Origin of the sequence: Streptomyces sp. NBC_01381 (assembly GCF_026340305.1) — a bacterium.
GTDB lineage: Bacteria > Actinomycetota > Actinomycetes > Streptomycetales > Streptomycetaceae > Streptomyces.
On the sequence record NZ_JAPEPI010000001.1, the window covers coordinates 2,724,583 to 2,743,941 of the forward strand.

16 protein-coding genes and 1 pseudogene are annotated in these 19,359 nt (G+C 72.2%); 11 read left to right on the forward strand and 6 right to left on the reverse strand.

The features are described from left to right. Nucleotides 1-58 precede the first annotated feature (58 nt). The 3 genes from OG453_RS12870 to OG453_RS12880 all read right to left on the reverse strand — a co-directional run bounded on the left by OG453_RS12870 (nt 59) and on the right by OG453_RS12880 (nt 3,355). Nucleotides 59-748 (reverse strand): SCO2322 family protein, encoded by a 690-nt coding sequence (locus OG453_RS12870; RefSeq protein ID WP_266867517.1) that lies wholly within the window; start codon nt 746-748, stop codon nt 59-61. Next, on the reverse strand, nt 745-1,968 hold the full coding sequence (locus OG453_RS12875) for a prenyltransferase/squalene oxidase repeat-containing protein (protein WP_266867519.1): 1,224 nt from the start codon (nt 1,966-1,968) through the stop codon (nt 745-747). The genes OG453_RS12870 and OG453_RS12875 overlap by 4 nt, the downstream gene beginning before the upstream one ends. Nucleotides 1,969-2,305: 337 nt before the next feature. Further along, the gene (locus tag OG453_RS12880) at nt 2,306-3,355 is read right to left on the reverse strand and encodes an MBL fold metallo-hydrolase (RefSeq protein ID WP_266867521.1); all 1,050 of its coding nucleotides are present in this window, start codon (nt 3,353-3,355) and stop codon (nt 2,306-2,308) included. Nucleotides 3,356-3,577: 222 nt separating this feature from the next. On the opposite strand from OG453_RS12880, the gene sigJ reads away from it, so the two are divergent. From sigJ to OG453_RS12920, 8 genes are all read left to right on the forward strand, one after another. Further along, a complete protein-coding gene (gene sigJ / locus OG453_RS12885) occupies nt 3,578-4,495 on the forward strand; it encodes an RNA polymerase sigma factor SigJ (protein ID WP_266867523.1) in 918 nt (305 codons plus the stop codon). 38 nt (nt 4,496-4,533) lie between these two features. Next, a complete protein-coding gene (locus tag OG453_RS12890; protein ID WP_266867525.1) occupies nt 4,534-4,887 on the forward strand; it encodes a DoxX family protein in 354 nt (117 codons plus the stop codon). A 122-nt stretch (nt 4,888-5,009) separates the two neighbouring features. After that, nucleotides 5,010-6,476, forward strand: coding sequence for an aldehyde dehydrogenase (locus OG453_RS12895; protein ID WP_266867527.1), 1,467 nt, complete (start codon nt 5,010-5,012; stop codon nt 6,474-6,476). Then, a complete protein-coding gene (locus tag OG453_RS12900; RefSeq protein WP_266867529.1) occupies nt 6,476-6,709 on the forward strand; it encodes a ferredoxin in 234 nt (77 codons plus the stop codon). Before OG453_RS12895 ends, OG453_RS12900 begins: the two co-directional genes overlap by 1 nt. A 220-nt stretch (nt 6,710-6,929) precedes the next feature. Continuing rightward, a complete protein-coding gene (gene lanKC, locus OG453_RS12905) occupies nt 6,930-9,596 on the forward strand; it encodes a class III lanthionine synthetase LanKC (protein WP_266867531.1) in 2,667 nt (888 codons plus the stop codon). A 45-nt stretch (nt 9,597-9,641) separates the two neighbouring features. Continuing rightward, nucleotides 9,642-9,764: a SapB/AmfS family lanthipeptide gene (locus tag OG453_RS12910; protein WP_266867533.1), complete on the forward strand. Its 123-nt coding sequence runs from the start codon at nt 9,642-9,644 to the stop codon at nt 9,762-9,764. Nucleotides 9,765-9,924: 160 nt separating this feature from the next. Next, the gene (locus OG453_RS12915) at nt 9,925-11,667 is read left to right on the forward strand and encodes an ABC transporter ATP-binding protein (protein WP_266867535.1); all 1,743 of its coding nucleotides are present in this window, start codon (nt 9,925-9,927) and stop codon (nt 11,665-11,667) included. Nucleotides 11,668-11,896: 229 nt separating this feature from the next. Further along, nucleotides 11,897-14,188, forward strand: a complete 2,292-nt coding sequence (locus OG453_RS12920) for an ATP-binding cassette domain-containing protein (protein ID WP_323178652.1) — start codon at nt 11,897-11,899, stop codon at nt 14,186-14,188. Here the strand turns inward: OG453_RS12920 and OG453_RS12925 are convergent. Continuing rightward, a pseudogene (locus OG453_RS12925) lies at nt 14,114-14,704 on the reverse strand (LuxR C-terminal-related transcriptional regulator); the annotation flags it as partial. The gene OG453_RS12920 and the pseudogene OG453_RS12925 sit on opposite strands and share 75 nt — an antisense overlap. Before the next feature lie 139 nt (nt 14,705-14,843). Next, the gene (locus tag OG453_RS12930; protein ID WP_266867537.1) at nt 14,844-15,482 is read right to left on the reverse strand and encodes a TetR family transcriptional regulator; all 639 of its coding nucleotides are present in this window, start codon (nt 15,480-15,482) and stop codon (nt 14,844-14,846) included. A gap of 272 nt (nt 15,483-15,754) precedes the next feature. On the opposite strand from OG453_RS12930, the gene OG453_RS12935 reads away from it, so the two are divergent. The 3 genes from OG453_RS12935 to OG453_RS12945 are packed head-to-tail and all read left to right on the forward strand — an operon-like array spanning nt 15,755 to nt 18,989. Then, nucleotides 15,755-17,122: a glycosyltransferase family 4 protein gene (locus OG453_RS12935; RefSeq protein ID WP_266867539.1), complete on the forward strand. Its 1,368-nt coding sequence runs from the start codon at nt 15,755-15,757 to the stop codon at nt 17,120-17,122. After that, on the forward strand, nt 17,122-17,889 hold the full coding sequence (locus OG453_RS12940; protein ID WP_266867541.1) for a class I SAM-dependent methyltransferase: 768 nt from the start codon (nt 17,122-17,124) through the stop codon (nt 17,887-17,889). The genes OG453_RS12935 and OG453_RS12940 overlap by 1 nt, the downstream gene beginning before the upstream one ends. Continuing rightward, nucleotides 17,886-18,989: a prenyltransferase gene (locus tag OG453_RS12945; protein WP_266867543.1), complete on the forward strand. Its 1,104-nt coding sequence runs from the start codon at nt 17,886-17,888 to the stop codon at nt 18,987-18,989. The genes OG453_RS12940 and OG453_RS12945 overlap by 4 nt, the downstream gene beginning before the upstream one ends. Here the strand turns inward: OG453_RS12945 and OG453_RS12950 are convergent. Next, nucleotides 18,983-19,294: a hypothetical protein gene (locus OG453_RS12950; protein WP_266867545.1), complete on the reverse strand. Its 312-nt coding sequence runs from the start codon at nt 19,292-19,294 to the stop codon at nt 18,983-18,985. The genes OG453_RS12945 and OG453_RS12950 overlap by 7 nt on opposite strands. Nucleotides 19,295-19,359 lie beyond the last annotated feature (65 nt).

A 19,359-nucleotide genomic window follows, 5' to 3' on the forward strand; every position in this document is an offset into this window, starting at 1 on the left:
GCCTCGCGCCCCTTGCGGGGCGGTGCGGAACCGCTTGGCGGGACCGGTCATCGCGGGATCAGCCGCGGCGGCGGCGGGCCTGCCAGACGGCGGCCGCGCCGAGCACGGCGATGGCCGCCACGCCCGCGATCAGGCCGACGGACGGACCGCCGGATTCGTCGTCCTTCTTCTGGGCCGACTCACTCGCGGCCGGCTTCTTCTCCGACTGCCCGTTGCCGGAGACCTGCTCGCCGCAGCCCGACTTCGGGTAGTCCGCGATGGCGCAGAGCAGCGCGTTGCTGTCGTAGCGCAGCGGCTTGGCCACGGCGGCCAGCGCGTCCGCGCTCGTCGCGTCGTCGGCGACCCGCGCGCACGCGGTACGCGGCTTCGGCGGGGTCTCCCCGTCGGGGGCGTCCTGCGCCGTGCCGAAGTCGATGACGACGGCTACGCGCTTCCGGCCGTCCTCGGCGGGGGTCTTGGCGCAGATCGCGGCGAAGTCCGCGGGGCCCCGCGGCTTCGCGGAGTCCTGCGAGTCCTCGGACACGGAGAACCGGAAGCCCTGGACGGCCCCGTCGTCGGGGCGTGCGGTGCTCGGCCCCTGGGTCGCGTAGGCCCACTTGGCGCCGTCCCGGTCCCAGAAGGACCAGTAGCGGTAGCCGGCGGCCTGGGCGGGAGCGGCGGCAAGGACCGCGAAGAGCGAGGCGAAGAGCGCGGTGAGGACCGCCCCGGCCACGAACCGTGCGGGGCGGCCGGAGCGGACCCGAGTCACAGCTGCGACTTCTTGTTGCGGCTGCTCAGGAGGAAGCCGATGCCCGCGCCGAAGACCAGGCCGACGCCGATGATCCACCACACGCTCACGCCGCCCTCGTCGTCGCCGTCCTTCTTCTCGTCGGCGGGCTGCTCGGTGGCCTGCGGTGCGGGACCCTGCGCGTTCAGCTGCTTGACCAGGTCGGCGCCGCCGAAGTCGCGCGGGTCGAGGCCGGCGGCGTTCGCGGCGAAGATCAGCTGGGCGTACGCGGCGGGTCCGGACGTCTTCGCCCACTCCGCGGAGTTCTTCGCCAGCCACTGGGCCGACTTCTTCGCCTGCTCCGGCTGACCGGCCGCGGCGAGGGCGATCACGGACTCCGCGGTGTTGCCCAGGTCGGGCATGTTCTTGGCGCCGGCCAGCGACGACATCAGATGGTCGTCGCCCTCGGCGAGGGCCTTCAGGAGGTAGCCGGCGCCGTTGGACGCGGCCTTCTCGGCGGTGTCCGCCTTGACGCACTTCGGGGAGGCCGGCTTCGTCGCCTCGGGCGGGTCCACGACCAGGCCCCTGCCGTAGCCGCCGAGGACGCCTGCCGCCGTCGCGTCCGCGTTCGGCGAGAGCTTGCCGGTCTTCATGTCGGCGAGGCTGAAGGCGCCGCCGTCCTTGCCGCAGTCCATGGCGAGCTCGGGCAGCGCGTCGTAGGGGGACTTGCCGTCCTGCGACTTCACCGACTGCGGCTTCTCGCCGGCCCCGGTGAGGGCGCCGATCACGATGCCGGTGGAGTTGGCGTCGGAGTCCATGCCGGGGTTGTAGCCCCAGCCGCCGTCCTTGTTCTGCACCGACTTCAGCCAGTCGACGCTCTTCTTGACCGTCTTGTCCTGACCGGTGAGGGCGGTGAGCGCCTGCACGGCGGCCGCGGTGGAGTTGCTGTCGACCATCGTCTTGGAGTCGCAGGGCTCGCCGGCGTCGGCGCGGTACGCGGCGAAACCGCCGCTCGCGCACTGCTGTCCGGTGAGCCAGTCGACGGACTTCGCGGCGGGCTTCACACCGGCCGAATCCTGGGCGAGCAGGGCGTAGGACTGCCGGAACACCCCGTCGAACTTGGGGTCCTTGTCGCCGTACAGACCGGAGGGGAGCTTGGCGGAGGGCGACGGCTTCGCGGTGTCGGCGAAGGCGGCCGGGGCGGCGGCCGAACCGAACACGGCGACGGCGGCCAGGACCGCGGCGCTGCGGCGAACGTTCATGATGCGGCGGGTGCCTCTCCCTGCGGGGAGCGGGGCAGCACGGGCGCGTACGGGCACGGGCACCGGGCGGCTCCGGCTCCGTATACCTCGACGGTGCCGTTCATCGGGGGGTCCGATGAGGCGAGCCGGTCACGCTCCGGGCGGGGCAATCCGGCTTACCGCGAGCCTTGCGGGCTGCGGTTCACGAGTGGGGTCTCCCCTGCTCGAGCGAAGCCGAGAGCTTGGGGAAGGGTCAGCGCCGGATTCGCACCGGCTTCCCCCCGTACGGGCATGATGACGACGGGGGTCACTCTACCGGCCCGTAGGGGGCGTGCCCGGGGCGCCCGTCCCGCCGCGCTCAGACCGCCACGTACCGCACCGGATCGCTCCCCATCGCCTCCGCGCGCCCCAGTTTCACCAGGCGCCGCACATGGGCCTCGGCCTCCGACACGGCGATGCTCCGTGAGCCGTAGCGGATCTCGGCCCAGGGGCGGTTCCACTCCATGCGCTCGGCGAGCTGCCAGGGGGTGAGGGGTTCGGCGAGCAGGGCCAGAAGGTCGTTCAGGCGTTCCTCGTGGTGGGCGAGGATCTCCCGTACGCGGGCCGGTGCGTCGGTGAACGCGTGCTGGTGGGCGGGCAGGACCTCGGCGGGGCCCAGGCGGCCGACCCGCTCAAGGGAGTCGAGGTAGTCGCCGAGCGGATCGGTCACGGTGTCGTCGTCGGGGTCCTCGTACAGGCCGATGTGCGGGGTGATCCCGGGGAGCAGATGGTCGCCGGAGAAGAGGCGGCCGTGGCCCGGCAGCCGGGCCGGGTGCTCCTCCTCCAGGTGCAGACAGACATGGCCGGGGGTGTGCCCCGGCGTCCAGATCGCGCGGAGCCTGCGGCCCGGCAGTTCGAGCAGCTCGCCCGGTGTGATGTCCCGGTCGGGCAGCGCGGGGGCCAGGCCCGGCAGCTTCGGCGTGCGACCCGCGTCGCGGGCGGCGATCAGCGGTGCGACGTGCTCGGCGGGGGCGCCCGCGGCCGTCAGCTTCTGGACCATGTAGTCGAACCAGCGCCCCGGGGCGTTGGAGCGGGTGCGCCGCACCACCGACGCGTCCGCCTCGTGCATCGCGATCCAGGCGCCCGAGGCCTCGCGGACCTTGGCGGACAGGCCGTGGTGGTCGGGGTGGTGGTGGGTGATGACGACGCCGTGCACCGCGTCGACGGACGTGCCGCAGGCGCCGAGGCCCGCCTCCAGGGCGTCCCAGGACGTCGGGTCGTCCCAGCCCGTGTCGATCAGGACCGGACCGCTGTCGGTGTCCAGGAGATGGACGAGGGTGAAGCCGAGGGGGTTGTCGGGGATGGGGACCTTGATGCTCCATACGCCCCCGCCGTGCTCGGTCACCTGCGGATCGGCCACCTGCGTCATCGGGAGCCCTCGTCTCTCATCGGCTGCACGGCCATGACCTCAGCCCTCACACGACCTCAGCCCTCACGGCCATAACTAGAACTAGTTCCAATGATCGCCCAAGTCGACTGTTTCGTCAGGAGACTTGGAAGTGAGGCGCCGGTCACACTCGCCGGGCCCGATGTCACACCCGGACCCCCGCCCCCGCTCCTAGGGCATAACCACGCACAGAGGAGACCCGCCATGTCCGGCACTTCCGAGGCGGACGACGCCACCCGAGCCTTCGTCGACCACCGCGAGCTGCTGTTCTCCCTCGTCTACAACATGCTCGGCACCGTCGCCGACACCGAGGACGTGCTGCAGGAGACCTGGCTCGCCTGGGCGCCCCGGCACGCGGCCCGCGACGCCGAGCCGATCGGGAGTCCCCGCGCCTATCTCGTACGCATCGCCGTGAACAAGGCCCTCGCCCGGCAGTCCGTCATCAGTCGCCGGCGCGAGACCTACATCGGTCCCTGGCTCCCCGAACCGCTGCTCACCCGGGCCGTCGAACCCGTCCATGAGCCGGACGCCGCCGAAGCGGTCGAGCGTGCCGAGTCGGTGTCGATGGCGCTCCTCGTGGTCCTGGAGACCCTCTCCCCGCTGGAGCGCGCGGTCTTCGTCCTGCACGAGGTCTTCGGGTACGCGCACACCGAGACCGCCGAGATCATCGGCCGGACCCCGGCCGCCGTGCGCCAGCTCGCCCACCGGGCCCGTGAGCATGTGCGGGCCAAACGGCCCGCCGGAAACGCGGACGCGCGCCGCCGCAGAGAGGTCACCGAGCGGTTCGCCGAGGCGGTGGCTGCGGGGGACGCCGAGACGCTGCTGCGGCTGCTCGCGCCGGATGTCGTCCTGTGGGCCGACGGTGGGGGCAAGGCGCCGGGGGCGGGGCCGCGCCCGCTGCGGGGCGCCGACAGGGTGGCCGAGCTGTTCGTCAAGCGTGCCGCGCTCAGGCCCGCGGGGGCGGAGCTCCGCTACTGCCACATCAACGGCGATCCCTCGGTGCTGCTGTTCAACGAAGGCGCCCCGTACGCCGTGCTCGTCCTCGACCTGACGCCGGACGGCGAGCGGGTGCGCGGGCTCTACAACGTCATGAACCCCGACAAGCTCGCCCACCTCGCCTGAACGGCCGTTCCCCGCAAGGGAGTCAAAGGGAGTCACTCATGTTCATCGCCTATGTGGCCGTCACCCTGCTGGCGGCCGCCGCCAACATCTACGTCGCCTTCGTCGACTACGCGCGCTCGCCCCAGGTCATCGCGAACATGGACCGGGCCCGCGTCCCGCGTTCCTGGCTGTTCCCGCTGGGCCATCTCAAACTGGCCGGTGGAGCAGGCCTGTTGGCGGGCTTCGCCGTGCCCTGGATCGGTGTGGCCGCCGGGGCCGGGCTCGTCCTCTTCTTCACCGGCGCCGTTCTCTTCCATCTGCGGGCGCGGGTGTACACGCTCCAGTACCCGCTCGGGTTCTGGGGACTTGCCGCGGCGGCGCTGGTCACCGGGCTCGCCCACCGGGGGATCTGAGGCCGCGGTGACATCCCCGTGGACTCCTGGAACTAGAACTGGTATCAGTTCTGCCAAAGCGTTCTGAGGCAGTGTCAGAAAGCGTGCCGCGCAGGGCGGAATCCCGCAGGAGGCAGTCAGCCATGACCGAGCTCGTGGAACACGGACAGCTGTTCATCGGCGGGGAGCTTGTGGACCCCCTCGGCAAGGACGTCATCGAGGTGATCTCGCCGCACACGGGCCGGGTCTTCGCAACGGTCCCGCATGCCGCGCCCGCCGATGTCGACCGGGCCGTCGCCACCGCGCGCAAGGCGTTCGACGAGGGCCCCTGGCCCCGGATGACCCTCGACGAGCGGATCGAGGTGATCACAAAGATCAAGGACGCGATCGCCGTACGGCACGAGGAGATCGCCCGCGTCATCAGCTCCGAGAACGGCACCCCGTACACCTCCAGCGTCATGGTGCAGGCCCTCGCCGCGATGATGGTCTGGGACGCGGCGCTCACGGTCGCGCGCAACTTCACGTACGAGGAAGCGCGCGACGGAGCCCTCGGCAAGATCCTCGTCCGGCGCGAGCCGGTGGGCGTCGTGGCGGCCGTGGTCCCGTGGAACGTCCCGCAGTTCACCGCCGCCGCCAAGCTCGCGCCCGCGCTGCTCGCCGGGTGCCCGGTCATCCTCAAGACCTCGCCGGAAGCGCCGCTCGACGCCTACATCCTCGCCGAGATCGCCACGGAGGCCGGGCTGCCCAAGGGCGTGCTCTCGATCATCTCGGCGGACCGCGAGGTCAGCGAGTACCTCGTCGGGCACCCCGGCGTCGACAAGGTGTCCTTCACCGGTTCCGTCGGCGCGGGCAAGCGCGTCATGGAGGTCGCCGCCCGCAATCTCACCCGCGTGACCCTGGAGCTGGGCGGCAAGTCGGCCGCGGTGATCCTGCCGGACGCGGACGCGGCGAGCGCCGTCGCGGGGATCGTGCCCTTCGCCTGGATGATCAACGGCCAGGCGTGCGTGGCCCAGACCCGCATCCTCGTGCCGCACTCCCGCTACGACGAGTTCGCCGAGGCCTTCGCCGCGGCGGCCGGCGCGCTCAAGGTCGGCGACCCGCTCGACCCGGCCACCGAACTCGGTCCGCTCGTCGCCAAACGCCAGCAGCAGCGCTCCCTCGACTACATCCGCATCGGCCAGGAGGAAGGCGCCAAGATCCTCACGGGCGGCGGCCGTCCGGCCGGACTCGACGAGGGCTGGTACGTCGAGCCGACGCTCTTCGGCGGCGTCGACAACTCCATGCGCATCGCCCGTGAGGAGATCTTCGGCCCGGTCATCTGCCTTCTTCCGTACGGCGACGAGAGCGAGGCCGTGAAGATCGCCAACGACTCGGACTACGGGCTCAGTGGCAGCGTCTGGACGGCGGACGTGGAGCGCGGCATCGACATCGCGCGCCGGGTGCGCACCGGGACGTACTCCGTGAACACCTTCAGCCTCGACATGCTCGGACCGTTCGGCGGCTACAAGAACTCCGGTGTGGGGCGGGAGTTCGGGCCCGAGGGGTACGGCGAGTACTTCGAGCACAAGATGATCCATCTGCCGGGCGGCTATGAGGGGACCGGTGCCTGATGGGGGACCGCTGGCACGTCGAGGTGGACCGGTCCGTGTGCATCGGCTCGGGGATGTGCGTGCTGACCGCTCCCGGCGGCTTTGAACTCGACTCCGCCCGGCAGTCGCACCCCGTCGCCGCCGACACCGACGCGAACGAGAAGGTCCTCGAAGCTGCGGAGGGCTGCCCGGTCGAGGCGATCACGATCACCCTGACGGGCAGCGGGGAGGTCGTGTTTCCCCCGGAGGACTAGCCGGGTCGGGGCGGGGCCTTCCGGTGGTGTGGGTGATCTTCACGTTTGTGACGGTCCGGGAGCCGCCTGGTGTTACCGCCGTGCACACCCTCTGCGCTCGAACAGGTGCGAACGGGACTTTACGTATGCGTTCCGCACGCCCATCCGATGACATCTGTGACTGTCCGCCCTCTTTGCGGTCTGCAACTCTCCTTGCGACGCCGCATGGGGAGGGGAAGCCGTGGACAAGCGGTACGAGGTCTACTGTCTGGCCGACAGGCTCTTCTACGAGACTCCGGACCGCTTGTCCGCGGGCGGCACGGGCGCCCCCGAGTTCGGGACGGCCGGCCGTGCGGTCCCGGAAGGGTGGCGCTCGGCGCGCACCGGCGACTGGCTGACCCTGGGCCCGGTCGACGAGGACGGGCACTCGCGGCCCGCGCCCGCACAGGGCTGGAAGATCCATGTCTCCGCCACGCTGGACAACGCCGACCGGATGGCGGCGGTGGTGTGGGACTACTGCGTGCCCCGCGCCGTGCCCTTCAAGTTCATCGCGGGGCGCCATCTGCTGCATCTGCGCAACAGCAAGTACGCGGGACGGGACGGCAGCGGCAAGTTCGCCACGATCTACCCGGCCGACGAAGACCAACTGCACACGGTGTTACGTGAGTTGGGCAAGGCGCTCGAAGGGTGCGAAGGTCCCTACATCCTCACCGATCTGCGCTGGCAGGAAGGACCGCTGTACGTCAGGTACGGCGCGTTCACCCGCCGCATGTGCGTGGACGGGCGGGGCGCCCTGGTCCCCGCGATCGAGGACGACCGGGGCAGGCTCGTCCCCGACTCGCGCGACCCGGCCTTCCGGGTGCCCGAGTGGGTGACGCTGCCGCCCTTCCTCGAACCCCAGCTCGCCGAGCGCAACCGGACGACGGTCACCGACTTGCCGTACCGCATGGAGAAGGCCCTGCACTTCTCCAACGGCGGCGGTGTCTACGTGGGCACCGACACCCGCGACGGCCGCAAGGTCGTCCTGAAGGAGGCCCGCCCGCACGCGGGTCTCGCATCGGACGGGGCCGACGCCGTGGCCCGCCTCGAGCGCGAGCGGGACGCGCTGGGGAAGCTGGCGGGCCTCGGCGTCGCGCCCGAGGTGCGCGACTGGTTCGAACTCGGCGGCCACCGTTTCCTCGTCATGGACTTCCTGGAGGGCCGCACCCTCAACTCCTTCTTCGCCGACCGCCATCCGCTGTGCGTCAGTGAACCGGATCCCGACGCGATCGCCGCGTACACGGACTGGGCGCTGCGGATCCACCGGGCCGTCGAGGACGCCGTGACGGCGGTGCACGGGCGGGGGGTCGTCTTCAACGACCTGCACCTCTTCAACATCATGGTCGCGCCCGACGAACAGAGCGTCGCACTCCTCGACTTCGAGGCGGCGACCGCCGTGGACGCGGGCGGACGTCAGGTCGTCGCCCACCCCGGATTCGTCGCGCCCCCCGACCGCACCGGCAAGGACGTCGACCGGTACGCGCTTGCCTGTCTGCGGCTCGCGCTGTTCCTGCCGGTCACCACGCTGCTGGCCATCGACCGGGGCAAGGCGGCGCATCTCGCGCAGGTGATCGCGGCCGAATTCCCGGACGTGCCAAGGGAGTTCCTCGACCGGGCGGTGGCGGAGATCGAGCGGGTCGTGCCCGGTGAGAAGGTCGTGCCCGGTGAGAAGGGTGTCTCCGGTGACAAGGGTGTCTCCGGGCCCGTCATTCCTTCGGCAGCGGCGGCCGCACCGTTCGTCGACCCCGCCGACTGGCCGCGCAGCCGGGACTCGATGGTCAAGGCCATCCTCGCCTCGGCGACCCCGGAGCGCGACGACCGGCTCTTCCCCGGCGACATCGCGCAGTTCGCCGAAGGCGGCGGCCTCGGCCTCGCGCACGGCGCCGCCGGAGTGCTGCTCGCCCTCGCCGAAAGCGGCGGCGAACGCTACGAAGAGGGCGAGCGGTGGCTCCTGGAGCACACCGAACCCGCCCCGCCCGGCACGCCGTTGGGGCTCGACGACGGCCTCGCGGGCATCGCCCATGTCCTTGACCGGCTCGGTCACCGCAACCGCGCCCTCGACCTGACGGGGCTCATCCTCCAGGAGAACTGGCAGCGGCTCCCCTCCGACCTGCACGGCGGCCTCGCCGGGCTCGGCCTCGCCCTCGACGCCCTCGCCGAGAGCACCGGCGAGCACGTGCTCGGCCAGTACGCCCTGAAGGCGGCGGAGCTGCTCGGCGAGCGGCTCACCGCCGCGCGCCCGCCCGAGGGGAAGCCACGGGCCGGCCTGCTGCACGGGGCCACCGGTCCTGCACTGCTCTTCCTGCGGCTGTACGAGCGGAACGGCGATCCCGCGCTCCTCGACCTGGCGGGGCGTGCGCTGCGCACGGACCTCGCCCGGTGCGTGGCGCGGCCCGATGGCAGCCTCGGTGTCGACGAGGGCTGGCGCACGATGCCGTACCTCGGTGACGGCAGCGTCGGCATCGGGATGGTGCTCGACGACTACCTCGCCCACCGGGACGACGCCGGGTTCGAGGCGGCGCGGCCGGGCATCCTGGCCGCCGCACGCTCACGCTTCTGCGTGCAGCCCGGCCTGTTCCGGGGGCGGGCCGGACTGCTCCTTCACGTCAACCGCAGCACCGCGCCGGGCATCACGCCCGACGACGTCGCCGCGCAGATCGAGGAACTCGGCTGGTTCGCCATGGCGTACGAGGGCCAACTCGCCTTCCCCGGCGAGCAGATGATGCGCCTCTCCATGGACCTGCACACCGGGACGGCGGGCTGTCTCCTCGCCCTCGCCGCCGCGCTCGGCGACGGCGGAGCGCACCTCCCCTTCCTGCCGCCGCTGCCGCGGCCCCAGAGCCGGTCCCGCCTTTCAGCGGGGTCGTGACACAACCCATAGGGAACACCACGTCCCCAAACGAGAGGGAAGCTCATGGCACTCCTCGACCTGCAGAGCATGGAATCCGACGAGATGACGGGTGGCGGCGGAGGCGGCGGCAGCCAGCTCAGCCTGCTCCTGTGCTGGAGCACCGCCAGCATCACCCTTTGTCTGTGACGCGGTCCGTGACGCCACTTCGCGACTGACGGCACGGAATTGAAGGTCCGGACGGCACCCCGGCAAGGGGCCGTCCGGGCCCGCCGCCACCGCCACGGACACAGAGGCCCGCAGGCCGCCAGGCCCCGCGGGCCACGAGGACGACGAGGACCCGCACCGCATGGCGACGACGACCCCCCGTCCGCAGCACCACCCCACATCCGACGCCGGCCTGTTGCGCGCCGCGACCCGCCACAGTGCCGCCCGCTGCACGGTGCTGGCCCTGTGCACCGTCGCGGCCGCGGGCGCGAGCCTGCTGCTGCCGCTCGCGATCGGCCGCGCCCTGGACGCCGTTCTGACCGGCCATGCGACCGGCGGCGCGACCGGTGACGGCGGATCCGACGCCACCCGCTGGATCCTCGTGTGCGCGGCGCTGATCGGCGTCAGCGCCCTCCTCGACGCCGTCGACGGCGTCGTCACCGGGACCACCAACGCCCGCACCACGGCCTGGCTGCGCGGCCGCGTCGCACGCCATGTGCTCGCCGTCGGCCCGCGCACCACCGCACGCTTCGCCCACGGCGACCTGGTGGCCCGCCTCGTCGACAACGCCGCACACGCGGGCATCGCGCCCGCCACCTTGGCCGGGCTGCTCGCCGCCCTGGTCACACCCGTCGGCGCCGTGGTGGCCCTCGTCCTGATCGACGGCCTGCTCGCCGTGGTGTTCATCGCCGGGGTGCCCGTACTCGTCCTGCTCCTGCGAGCGTTCGTGCGCGTCTCGTCGGACTGCGTGGCGCGCTACCAGCGGGTCCAGGGGGACATCGCGGGCCGCCTGAGCGAGGCGATCGGCGGGGCCAGGACGATCGCGGCCGCGCGAACCGAGGACAAGGAGGCGGCGCGCGTCCTCGGGGCGCTGCCCGAACTCACCCGCCAGGGACACCGGATGTGGCGGGCCCAGGGCCGCTCCCAGGCGCAGGCGGTCATGGTCGCGCCGGTCCTGCAGCTGGCGGTCGTAGCCGTCGCGGGCCACCTTCTTCTCCAACACCGCGTCACCGTCGGAGAGTTGCTTGCCGCATCCCGGTACGCGGTGCTCGCCACCGGGATCGGGATGCTCGTCGGACAGCTGGGCGGCCTGGTGCGGGCGAGGGCGGCCGCGCGGCGTCTGGGAGAGGTGCTCGCGGAACCGGAGACCGCGTACGGTGCAGCCGAACTCCCCGCAGGCGGAGGGCTGTTGGAGATGCGCGGGATCAAGATGACACGCGGTGGGCGTACCGTGCTCGACGGCGTCGACCTGACGGTGCCCGCGGGCGGCACGCTCGCCGTGGTCGGCCGTTCCGGCGCGGGCAAGTCGCTGCTCGCCTCCCTCGCGGGGCGGCTCGCCGACCCCGACGAAGGGGACGTACGCCTCGACGGCGTCCCGCTGCGCTCGCTCGGCCGCGCCGAGCTGCGCCGCGAGGTCGGCTACGCCTTCGAGCGCCCCGCGCTGCTCGGCGCGACCCTGGAGGACACGATCGGCTTCGGCGCCCCGCGCCCGGCCCCCGCCCGCATCCGCGAAGCGGCCGGCGCGGCCCGCGCCGACACCTTCATCACCCGCCTCCCCGACGGCTACGCCACCCCCTGCGCCCAGGCGCCGCTGTCCGGCGGCGAGGTCCAACGCCTCGGTCTGGCAAGGGCGTTCGCGCGCGGCGGGCGGCTGCTGATCCTGGACGACGCGATGTCGAGCCTGGACACCGTGACGGAACACCACATCGCCGAGGCCCTGCTCCACCGCACCCCGCACCGCAGCCGCCTGATCATCGCCCACCGGGCCACGACGGCGGCCCGCGCGGACGCGGTGGCCTGGCTGCACGAGGGCCGGATCCGGGCGGTGGGGAGGCATGAGGAGCTGTGGGAGCGGGCGGAGTACAGGGAGGTGTTCGGCGCGTGACCGGCCCGCCCACAGGAGCCCAAAGCCCCTACCGCCGGGGTGTCCGCTTCCTGTGGCGCTCCCTCCGGGCGGTAGGGGCGCATCTGCAGGTGTGGGAACGGCGGGAGTTCCGGGAGGTGTTCGGCGCGTGAGGCTGCCCGCAGGTGCCAAGGGTCCGACACCGGGCCCCTCGACCACCCCGAAGGGCCCCTACAGCCGGGGTGTCCGCTTCCTGTGGCGCAGGTGGCCGGTGGTGCTGCGGCTCGCCCTCTGGTCCGTACTGGAGACCGGGCAGACCTTCCTCACCGGGTACGCCCTCGCGCGCGCCCTGGACGACGGGTTCCTCGCGGGGGACGAGGCGGTCGGCCTCGGGTGGCTCGGCGCGGGCGCGCTGGGCGTGGTGGCCGCCGCGTACGGCACGGGGCGGGTGTACCGCGCGGTCGCCGACCTGGTGGAACCGCTGCGGGACACCCTGGTGCGGCAGGTCGTCGACCGGGGCCTGCGGGAGGCGGACGGCGCCGCCGTGTCCCGGCTCACCCAGCAGGTGGAGATCGCCAGGGACACGTTCGCGGGCCTGGTGATGGTGTCCCGCTCCTTCGTCCTCACGGCGGTGGGCGCGCTGGTCGGCTTGTTCTCGCTGGCCCCGCTGCTCCTCCTGGTGGTCGCGCCGCCGCTGCTGGCGGGCATCGCCCTGTTCCTCGTGTCCCTGCGGCCCCTTGCCCGCCGCCAGGAGACGTTCCTTGTCGCGGACGAGGGCATCGCAGGCCAACTGGGCGCGGTCTGCCCGGGGTTGCGGGACGTCGCCGCGGCGGGAGCGGAGCGGGACGTGGCCGCCGACCTGGACCGGGGCGTCGCCGCGGAGTACGCGGCGGCCCGCGCCCTCGCCCGCTGGGGCATCCTGCGCACGGCGGCCCTGGCGACCGGCGGCCAGCTCCCGCTGGTCCTGCTCCTCGCCACGGCCCCCTGGCTCCTGAACCGCGGAGTGACACCGGGCGCCTTGGTAGGAGCCATCGCCTACGTGACCCAGGCCCTGCTCCCCGCCCTGCACAATCTGATCAACTGCCTGGGCACCAGCGGCTCCCGCCTGGCGGTGGTCCTCCAGCGGCTTGCGTGGGCACCGCCGGTTCGGGAGGCCGAGGGCGCGCCGGGCTCCTTGCCTGCGTCGGGCTCCGAGCCCCCGCCGGGCTCCGCGCCCGAACCGGGCTCCGCGCCCGAACCGGGCTCCGCGCCCGAACCGGGCTCCGCGCCCGAACCGGGTTCCGTGTCTGCGCCGGGTTCCGTGTCTGCGCCGGGCTCCTTGCCTGAGCCGGGCTCCGTGCCTGAGCCGGGCTCCGCGCCTGAGCCGGGATACGTGCCCGCTCCGGGATCTGTGCTCGCGTCGAGCTCCGCGTCCGCGGCGGATTCCGCGTCCGCGCCGGGATCCGTGCCCGGGCCGGAATCCGTGTTGGCGTCCGGGTCGGAATTCGAGCCCGCGTCGGGCTCAGCGCCTGAGCCGCGCTCCGTGCCCGCGCTGGGACCCGTGCCCGCGCCGAAATCCGTGCCTGCGCCGGGCTCCCCGCCCGAGCCGGACCCCGCGCCCGAGCCGGACCCCGCGCCCGAGCCGGACCCCGCGTCAGCCCCAGACCCCAAAGCCCTCAATTCCGCCACCCCCGAGGTGATACCCGCCCTCCATCTGTCCCGCGTCACCTTCGCCTACGGCCCCCGCGCCGAGCCCGTCGTACGCGATCTGTCGCTCACCGTCCCCCGCGGCGGTCACCTGGCCGTCGTCGGGCCGAGTGGGATCGGGAAGTCGACGCTGGCGGGTCTGGTCGCCGGGCTGCTGACGCCGGGGGAAGGGGTCGTCCGGGTGGACGGGAGGGCGGTGCTGGGGCAAGAGGCCGTTGCGCGGCGGGTGTTGATTCCGCAGGAGGCGTACGTCTTCAGTGGATCGGTGCGGGAGAATCTGGCCTATCTGCGGGCGGGCGTCGTGCCGGATGGCGAACTGGTGGCGGCCGCGCGTGCCGTCGGGGCCGATTCGCTCATCGAACGGCTCGGCGGGCTCGCGGCGCCGGTCGACCCGGCCGCCCTTTCCGCGGGCGAGCGCCAGCTCATGGCGCTGACCCGCGCCCATCTCTCGCACGCACCGCTCGCCCTCCTCGACGAGGCCACCTGCCACCTCGACCCGGTGGCCGAGTCCCGCGCCGAACGCGCGTTCGCGGCCCGCCCCGGCGGCACCCTCGTCGTCATCGCCCACCGCATCAGCTCGGCCCGGCGCGCGGACCGGATCCTGGTGATGGACGGGCCGCGCACCCTGTGCGGCAGCCATGCGGAGCTCGTCGAACGGTCCGCGCTCTACCGCGATCTGGCCGGCAACTGGGGGCCCGCGAACAGGACCAACGGGACTTCAGACCCAGCCCTCCCCCCGCGAGATCCGGATCGCGTCGATCCTGTTGCGGGCCCCGGTCTTACGGGTGATGGCGGCCATGTAGTTGCGCACCGTCCCGTTGGACAGATGCAGGCGGTGCGCTATCTCGGCGACGGGAGCGCCCCCGGCGGCGAGTGAGAGCACCATCAACTCCCGGTGGGTCAGCGGCATTTGAGAGGCCCTCAGGAAGGCGTGGCCCAGCGAATCGTCCACGAACCGCTGGCCGGCCGCCACCGCCCTGATCCCGGCCAGCAGCCGTTCGGGGCCGCTGCCCTTGTCGACGTAACCGAGCGCTCCGGCGTCCATGCTGCGGCGCAGCAGGCCAGGGCGGTCTCCGCTGGCCAGTACGAGGATCGGGCAGCCCGGGTGGCCCGGGGTGCCGCTCACCGGCCGGGACAGCTCCTCGAACGCGTCGGACGCGTACTCCGTCTCGCTGTCGGGGTCGACCACGCAGAGGTCGGGCCGCACCGTGCCGGTTCGCTCGCGTGCGTTGTTCCACGGCGCATGGAACACCTCCAGGTCCGGCTCCCGGGCGAGACGTTCCGCCAGGGCCGATCGCAGCAGACAGGCATCGTGCACGAGAAGTACCCGGATCACGTTCCGCCCCTCCAGCTCTGCCACGGTTCCGGCTGCTTCGTTCAGCACGTAAGCCATTCATAGTGGCGCCGAGGGTCCGCACGGACGCGGATAACTGGCCAAGCACGACCGGGAGAGGCGCGGGGGCGCAATTGCCAGGCGACAGTGCGCCCCCTGTGCCCCGTGCGCGGGGGTCTACGCCGCTGCTTCCGGAGGGCTACGCCGCCGCTTCCGGCGCCGTCAGATCGATGAGCCGGCACACCATCTCGATGTCGATCTTGACCTGGGCGATCGACGCCCGCCCGGAGAGCCAGGTGATCAGGGCCGAGTGCCAGGTGTGCTCGATGACCCGGACCGCCGAGAGCTGCTCGGGCGTCGGCGGCTCCGTCAGGCCCATCGCGTCCAGGATGATCGCCGTGGTCAGCCGCGAGACCGTGTCCACCTCGGGGCTCACCGAACGGTCGGCGAAGGTCAGCGCCCGCACCATCGCGTCCGCCAGGTGCGGCTCGCGCTGCAGGGCGCGGAAGGCCCGCATCAGCGTCTCGGCGACCCGCTCGGCAGGGGTCTCGCCGGCGGGCGGGCGCTTACGGATCGTCCCGTGCATGTGCTGCAGCTGGTCCTGCATCGTCGCGACCAGGAGATGCACCTTGGAGGGGAAGTAGCGGTACAGCGTGCCGAGCGCGACGCTGGAGGACTCGGCGACCTCACGCATCTGCACCGCGTCGAAGCCGCCCCTGCTGGCGAGCTGGGCGCTGGCGTGCAGGATGCGGCGGCGGCGCGCCTCCTGCCGTTCGGTCAGGGGCGGCGACGCCGGATCAGCCGCCGTGACGTCCACTGCTCTGGCTTCCGCTGTCATATGTCCCGTTGTTCCGTCGTCCCGTTTCCGGCCAGGTATGGGGTCTCCCCTGCTCGAGCGAAGCCGAGAGCTTGGGGAAGCGTCAGCATGGCAGGAGGTCCGCCGTGGCGCGAATCACCTGATCCGGGCCTTACAGCTCGGCTACCTGCCGGTAGATTCAGAGCTCGTCCAGCGATCATTCAACGATCATTCAGTGACCAAGTCTGAAACTTGTTCTAGATTACCGTCCCGGCGTAACCTCGCGGACAACTGCACGGAGAAGGGGGCCGAGAGTGACCGCTGAGGCCATGGAGGCGGGCCCCCGAGAGGGCTCCGACGCCGACGGCGAACGACCGTTGCGCATCGCTCTCCTCACGTACAAAGGGAACCCGTTCTGCGGGGGACAGGGCGTCTACGTACGTCATCTCTCGCGCGAGCTCGCCCGCCTCGGCCACAGCGTCGAAGTGATCGGCGCACAGCCCTATCCCGTCCTGGACGAGGGTGCGGGCCTTGAGGGCCTCAGGCTCACCGAGCTGCCGAGCCTCGACCTCTACCGCTCGCCCGATCCCTTCCGCACGCCGAAGCGCGACGAGTACCGCGACTGGGTCGACGCGCTCGAAGTGGCGACGATGTGGACCGGCGGCTTCCCCGAGCCCGCCACCTTCAGCCTCCGCGCCCGCCGGCATCTGCGCGCCAGGCGGGGCGAGTTCGACGTCGTGCACGACAACCAGACGCTCGGCTACGGCCTGTTGGGCGACCTGGGCGCACCGCTCGTCTCGACGATCCACCACCCCATCACCGTGGACCGCCAGTTGGAGCTGGACGCGGCGCCCGACTGGAAGCGCCGGATGTCCGTGCGCCGCTGGTACGCGTTCACCCGCATGCAGAAGCGCGTGGCGCGCCGGCTGCCCTCCGTGCTCACCGTCTCCGGCACCTCGCGCCAGGAGATCGTCGACCACCTCGGCGTACGCGACGACCGCATCAGCGTCGTCCACATCGGCGCCGACACGAACCTCTTCTCGCCCGACCCGTCCGTCCCCGAGGTGCCGGGCCGCATCGTGACGACGTCCAGCGCGGACGTCCCGCTCAAGGGCCTGATCCACCTCATCGAGGCGCTGGCCAAGGTCCGCACCGAGAACCCCGCGGCCCACCTCGTCGTCGTCGGCAAGCGCGCCGAGGACGGCCCGGTGGCCCAGGCGATCGAGCGGCACGGCCTGCAGGGCGCCGTCGAGTTCGTCAAGGGCATCACCGACGCCGAACTGGTCGACCTGGTCCGCTCGGCGCAGATCGCCTGCGTCCCTTCGCTGTACGAGGGCTTCTCGCTCCCCGCGGCAGAGGCGATGGCGACGGGCACGCCGCTGCTCGCGACGACCGGCGGCGCGATCCCGGAGGTCGCGGGCCGCGACGGCGAGACGTGTCTTGCCGTCCCGCCGGGCGACCCCGGCGCCCTGGCCGACGGTCTGACCCGGCTGCTCGGCGACCGCGAACTGCGCGTCCGCCTGGGCGCCGCGGGCCGCGAGCGGGTGCTCGCCAACTTCACCTGGGCCCGCGCCGCCCAGGGCACCGCAGAGCTGTACCGCGCGGCGATCGCCCGCAACGCGGGTTCGCCATCCGGCCGCCGCCCCGCGGCCACCCCGACATACTCCGGGAGCCATCGCTGATGCTGACCGTCGACTTCACCCGCTTCCCGCTCGCCGCGGGCGACCGCGTACTCGATCTGGGCTGCGGCGCGGGCCGGCACGCCTTCGAGTGCTACCGGCGCGGCGCCCAGGTGGTGGCACTCGACCAGAACGGCGAGGAGATCCGCGAGGTCGCGAAGTGGTTCGCCGCGATGAAGGAGGCGGGCGAGGCCCCGGCGGGCGCCACGGCGACCGCGATGGAGGGCGACGCGCTCAACCTCCCCTTCCCCGACGCCTCGTTCGACGTCGTGATCATCTCCGAGGTCATGGAGCACATCCCCGACGACAAGGGCGTACTGGCGGAGATGGTCCGGGTCCTGAAGCCCGGCGGCCGCATCGCGGTGACCGTCCCGCGCTACGGCCCCGAGAAGGTCTGCTGGGCCCTGTCGGACGCCTACCACGAGGTCGAGGGCGGGCACATCCGCATCTACAAGGCGGACGAACTGCTCGGCAGGATGCGCGAAGCGGGCCTCAAGCCGTACGGCACGCACCACGCGCACGCCCTGCACTCGCCGTACTGGTGGCTCAAGTGCGCGTTCGGCGTGGACAACGACAAGGCGCTGCCGGTGCGGGCGTACCACAAGCTCCTGGTCTGGGACATCATGAAGAAGCCGCTTGCGACGAAGGTGGCGGAGCAACTGCTCAACCCGATCGTCGGCAAGAGCTTCGTGGCGTACGCGACCAAGCCGCACCTGCCGAAGACCGACGTGAAGACCGACGCGAAGACCGACGCGAAGACTGACGCGTGACGAGCCCGGAGCGGACGGAGCACCTCGTCCTGCCCGGAGTCCTGACGGCCGATCAGGCCGCGCACACGGTACGCGGGATACTCGCCGTCCAGCGCGAGGACGGCGCGATCCCGTGGTTCCGCGGCCACCACCTGGACCCGTGGGACCACACCGAGGCCGCGATGGCGCTGGACGCGGCGGGCGAGCACGCGGCGGCGGCCCGCGCCTACGAGTGGCTGGCCCGGCACCAGAACCCGGACGGCTCCTGGTACGCGGCATACGCCGACGGCGACCCGCACGACGTGACGGACCGGGGCCGCGAGACGAACTTCTGCGCGTACCTGTCGGTAGGCGTCTGGCACCACTACTTGTCCACGGGGGACGACACGTTCCTGGACCGCATGTGGCCCGCGGTGGTGGCGTCGGTGGAGTTCGTCCTCGCCCTCCAACAACCCGGCGGCGAGATCGGCTGGAAGCGCGAGCCCGACGGCACCCCGGTGAACGAGGCGCTCCTGACCGGCAGTTCATCGATCCACCAGGCACTGCGCTGCGCCCTGGCGATCGCGGACCAACGCGAAGAACCCCAGCCCGACTGGGAGTTGGCGACGGGATCGCTCGCCCACGCGATTCGCAGCCACCCCGAGCGGTTCCTGGACAAGGACCGCTACTCGATGGACTGGTACTACCCGATCCTGGGCGGCGCGCTGACGGGCGAGCGGGCCAAGTCCCGCATGGAGGCGGACTGGGACCGCTTCGTCGTCCCGGGTCTCGGCGTACGCTGCGTCGTCCCCAACAACTGGGTGACGGGCGGCGAGAGCGCCGAACTGGCCCTCTCTCTCTGGGCGTTGGGCGAGTCGGACCGCGCCCTGGAGATCCTCCAGTCGATCCAGCACCTGCGCGACCCGGAGTCCGGCCTCTACTGGACGGGCTACGTCTTCGACGACAAGGCGATCTGGCCCCGCGAGCTGACGTCATGGACGGCGGGCTCGATCCTGCTCGCCGTGGCGGCGCTGGGCGGCGACGAGGCCACCTGCGCGGTGTTCGCGGGCGACCGGCTGCCGGTGGGGCTCGTACCGGAGTGCTGTGGCGCCGCTGCGGGGGGTCCTTCCGGCGGTCAGTAGCGCCGTAGCCGGTTGGCCAGGGCGTGGCCCACGAGCACGTACACGACGGCTGCGAGCCCGTAGCCCGCGACGACCCTCGCCCAGGCCTCGTCGAACGTGAACAAGTCGTGCGACCAGCCCGCGAGCCAGCGCGCCACGCCGTGGATGAACTCCACGAAGTCGTTGGCGCGGTTCGCGTCCAGCAGGTACATGAGGATCCACAGGCCGAGGACGAAGGCCATCACATCGGCGATGATGACGATGACCTTCGCCGCTCCACTGGTGCCGCTGGTGCTTCTGGTGCCACGTGCGTGTCGGGTGGACATGAGGGGCGGGTACCAGGGACGGCTTCGGTCAAACCCGTTCGGTGAAACCCGTACGGATCGCCTGG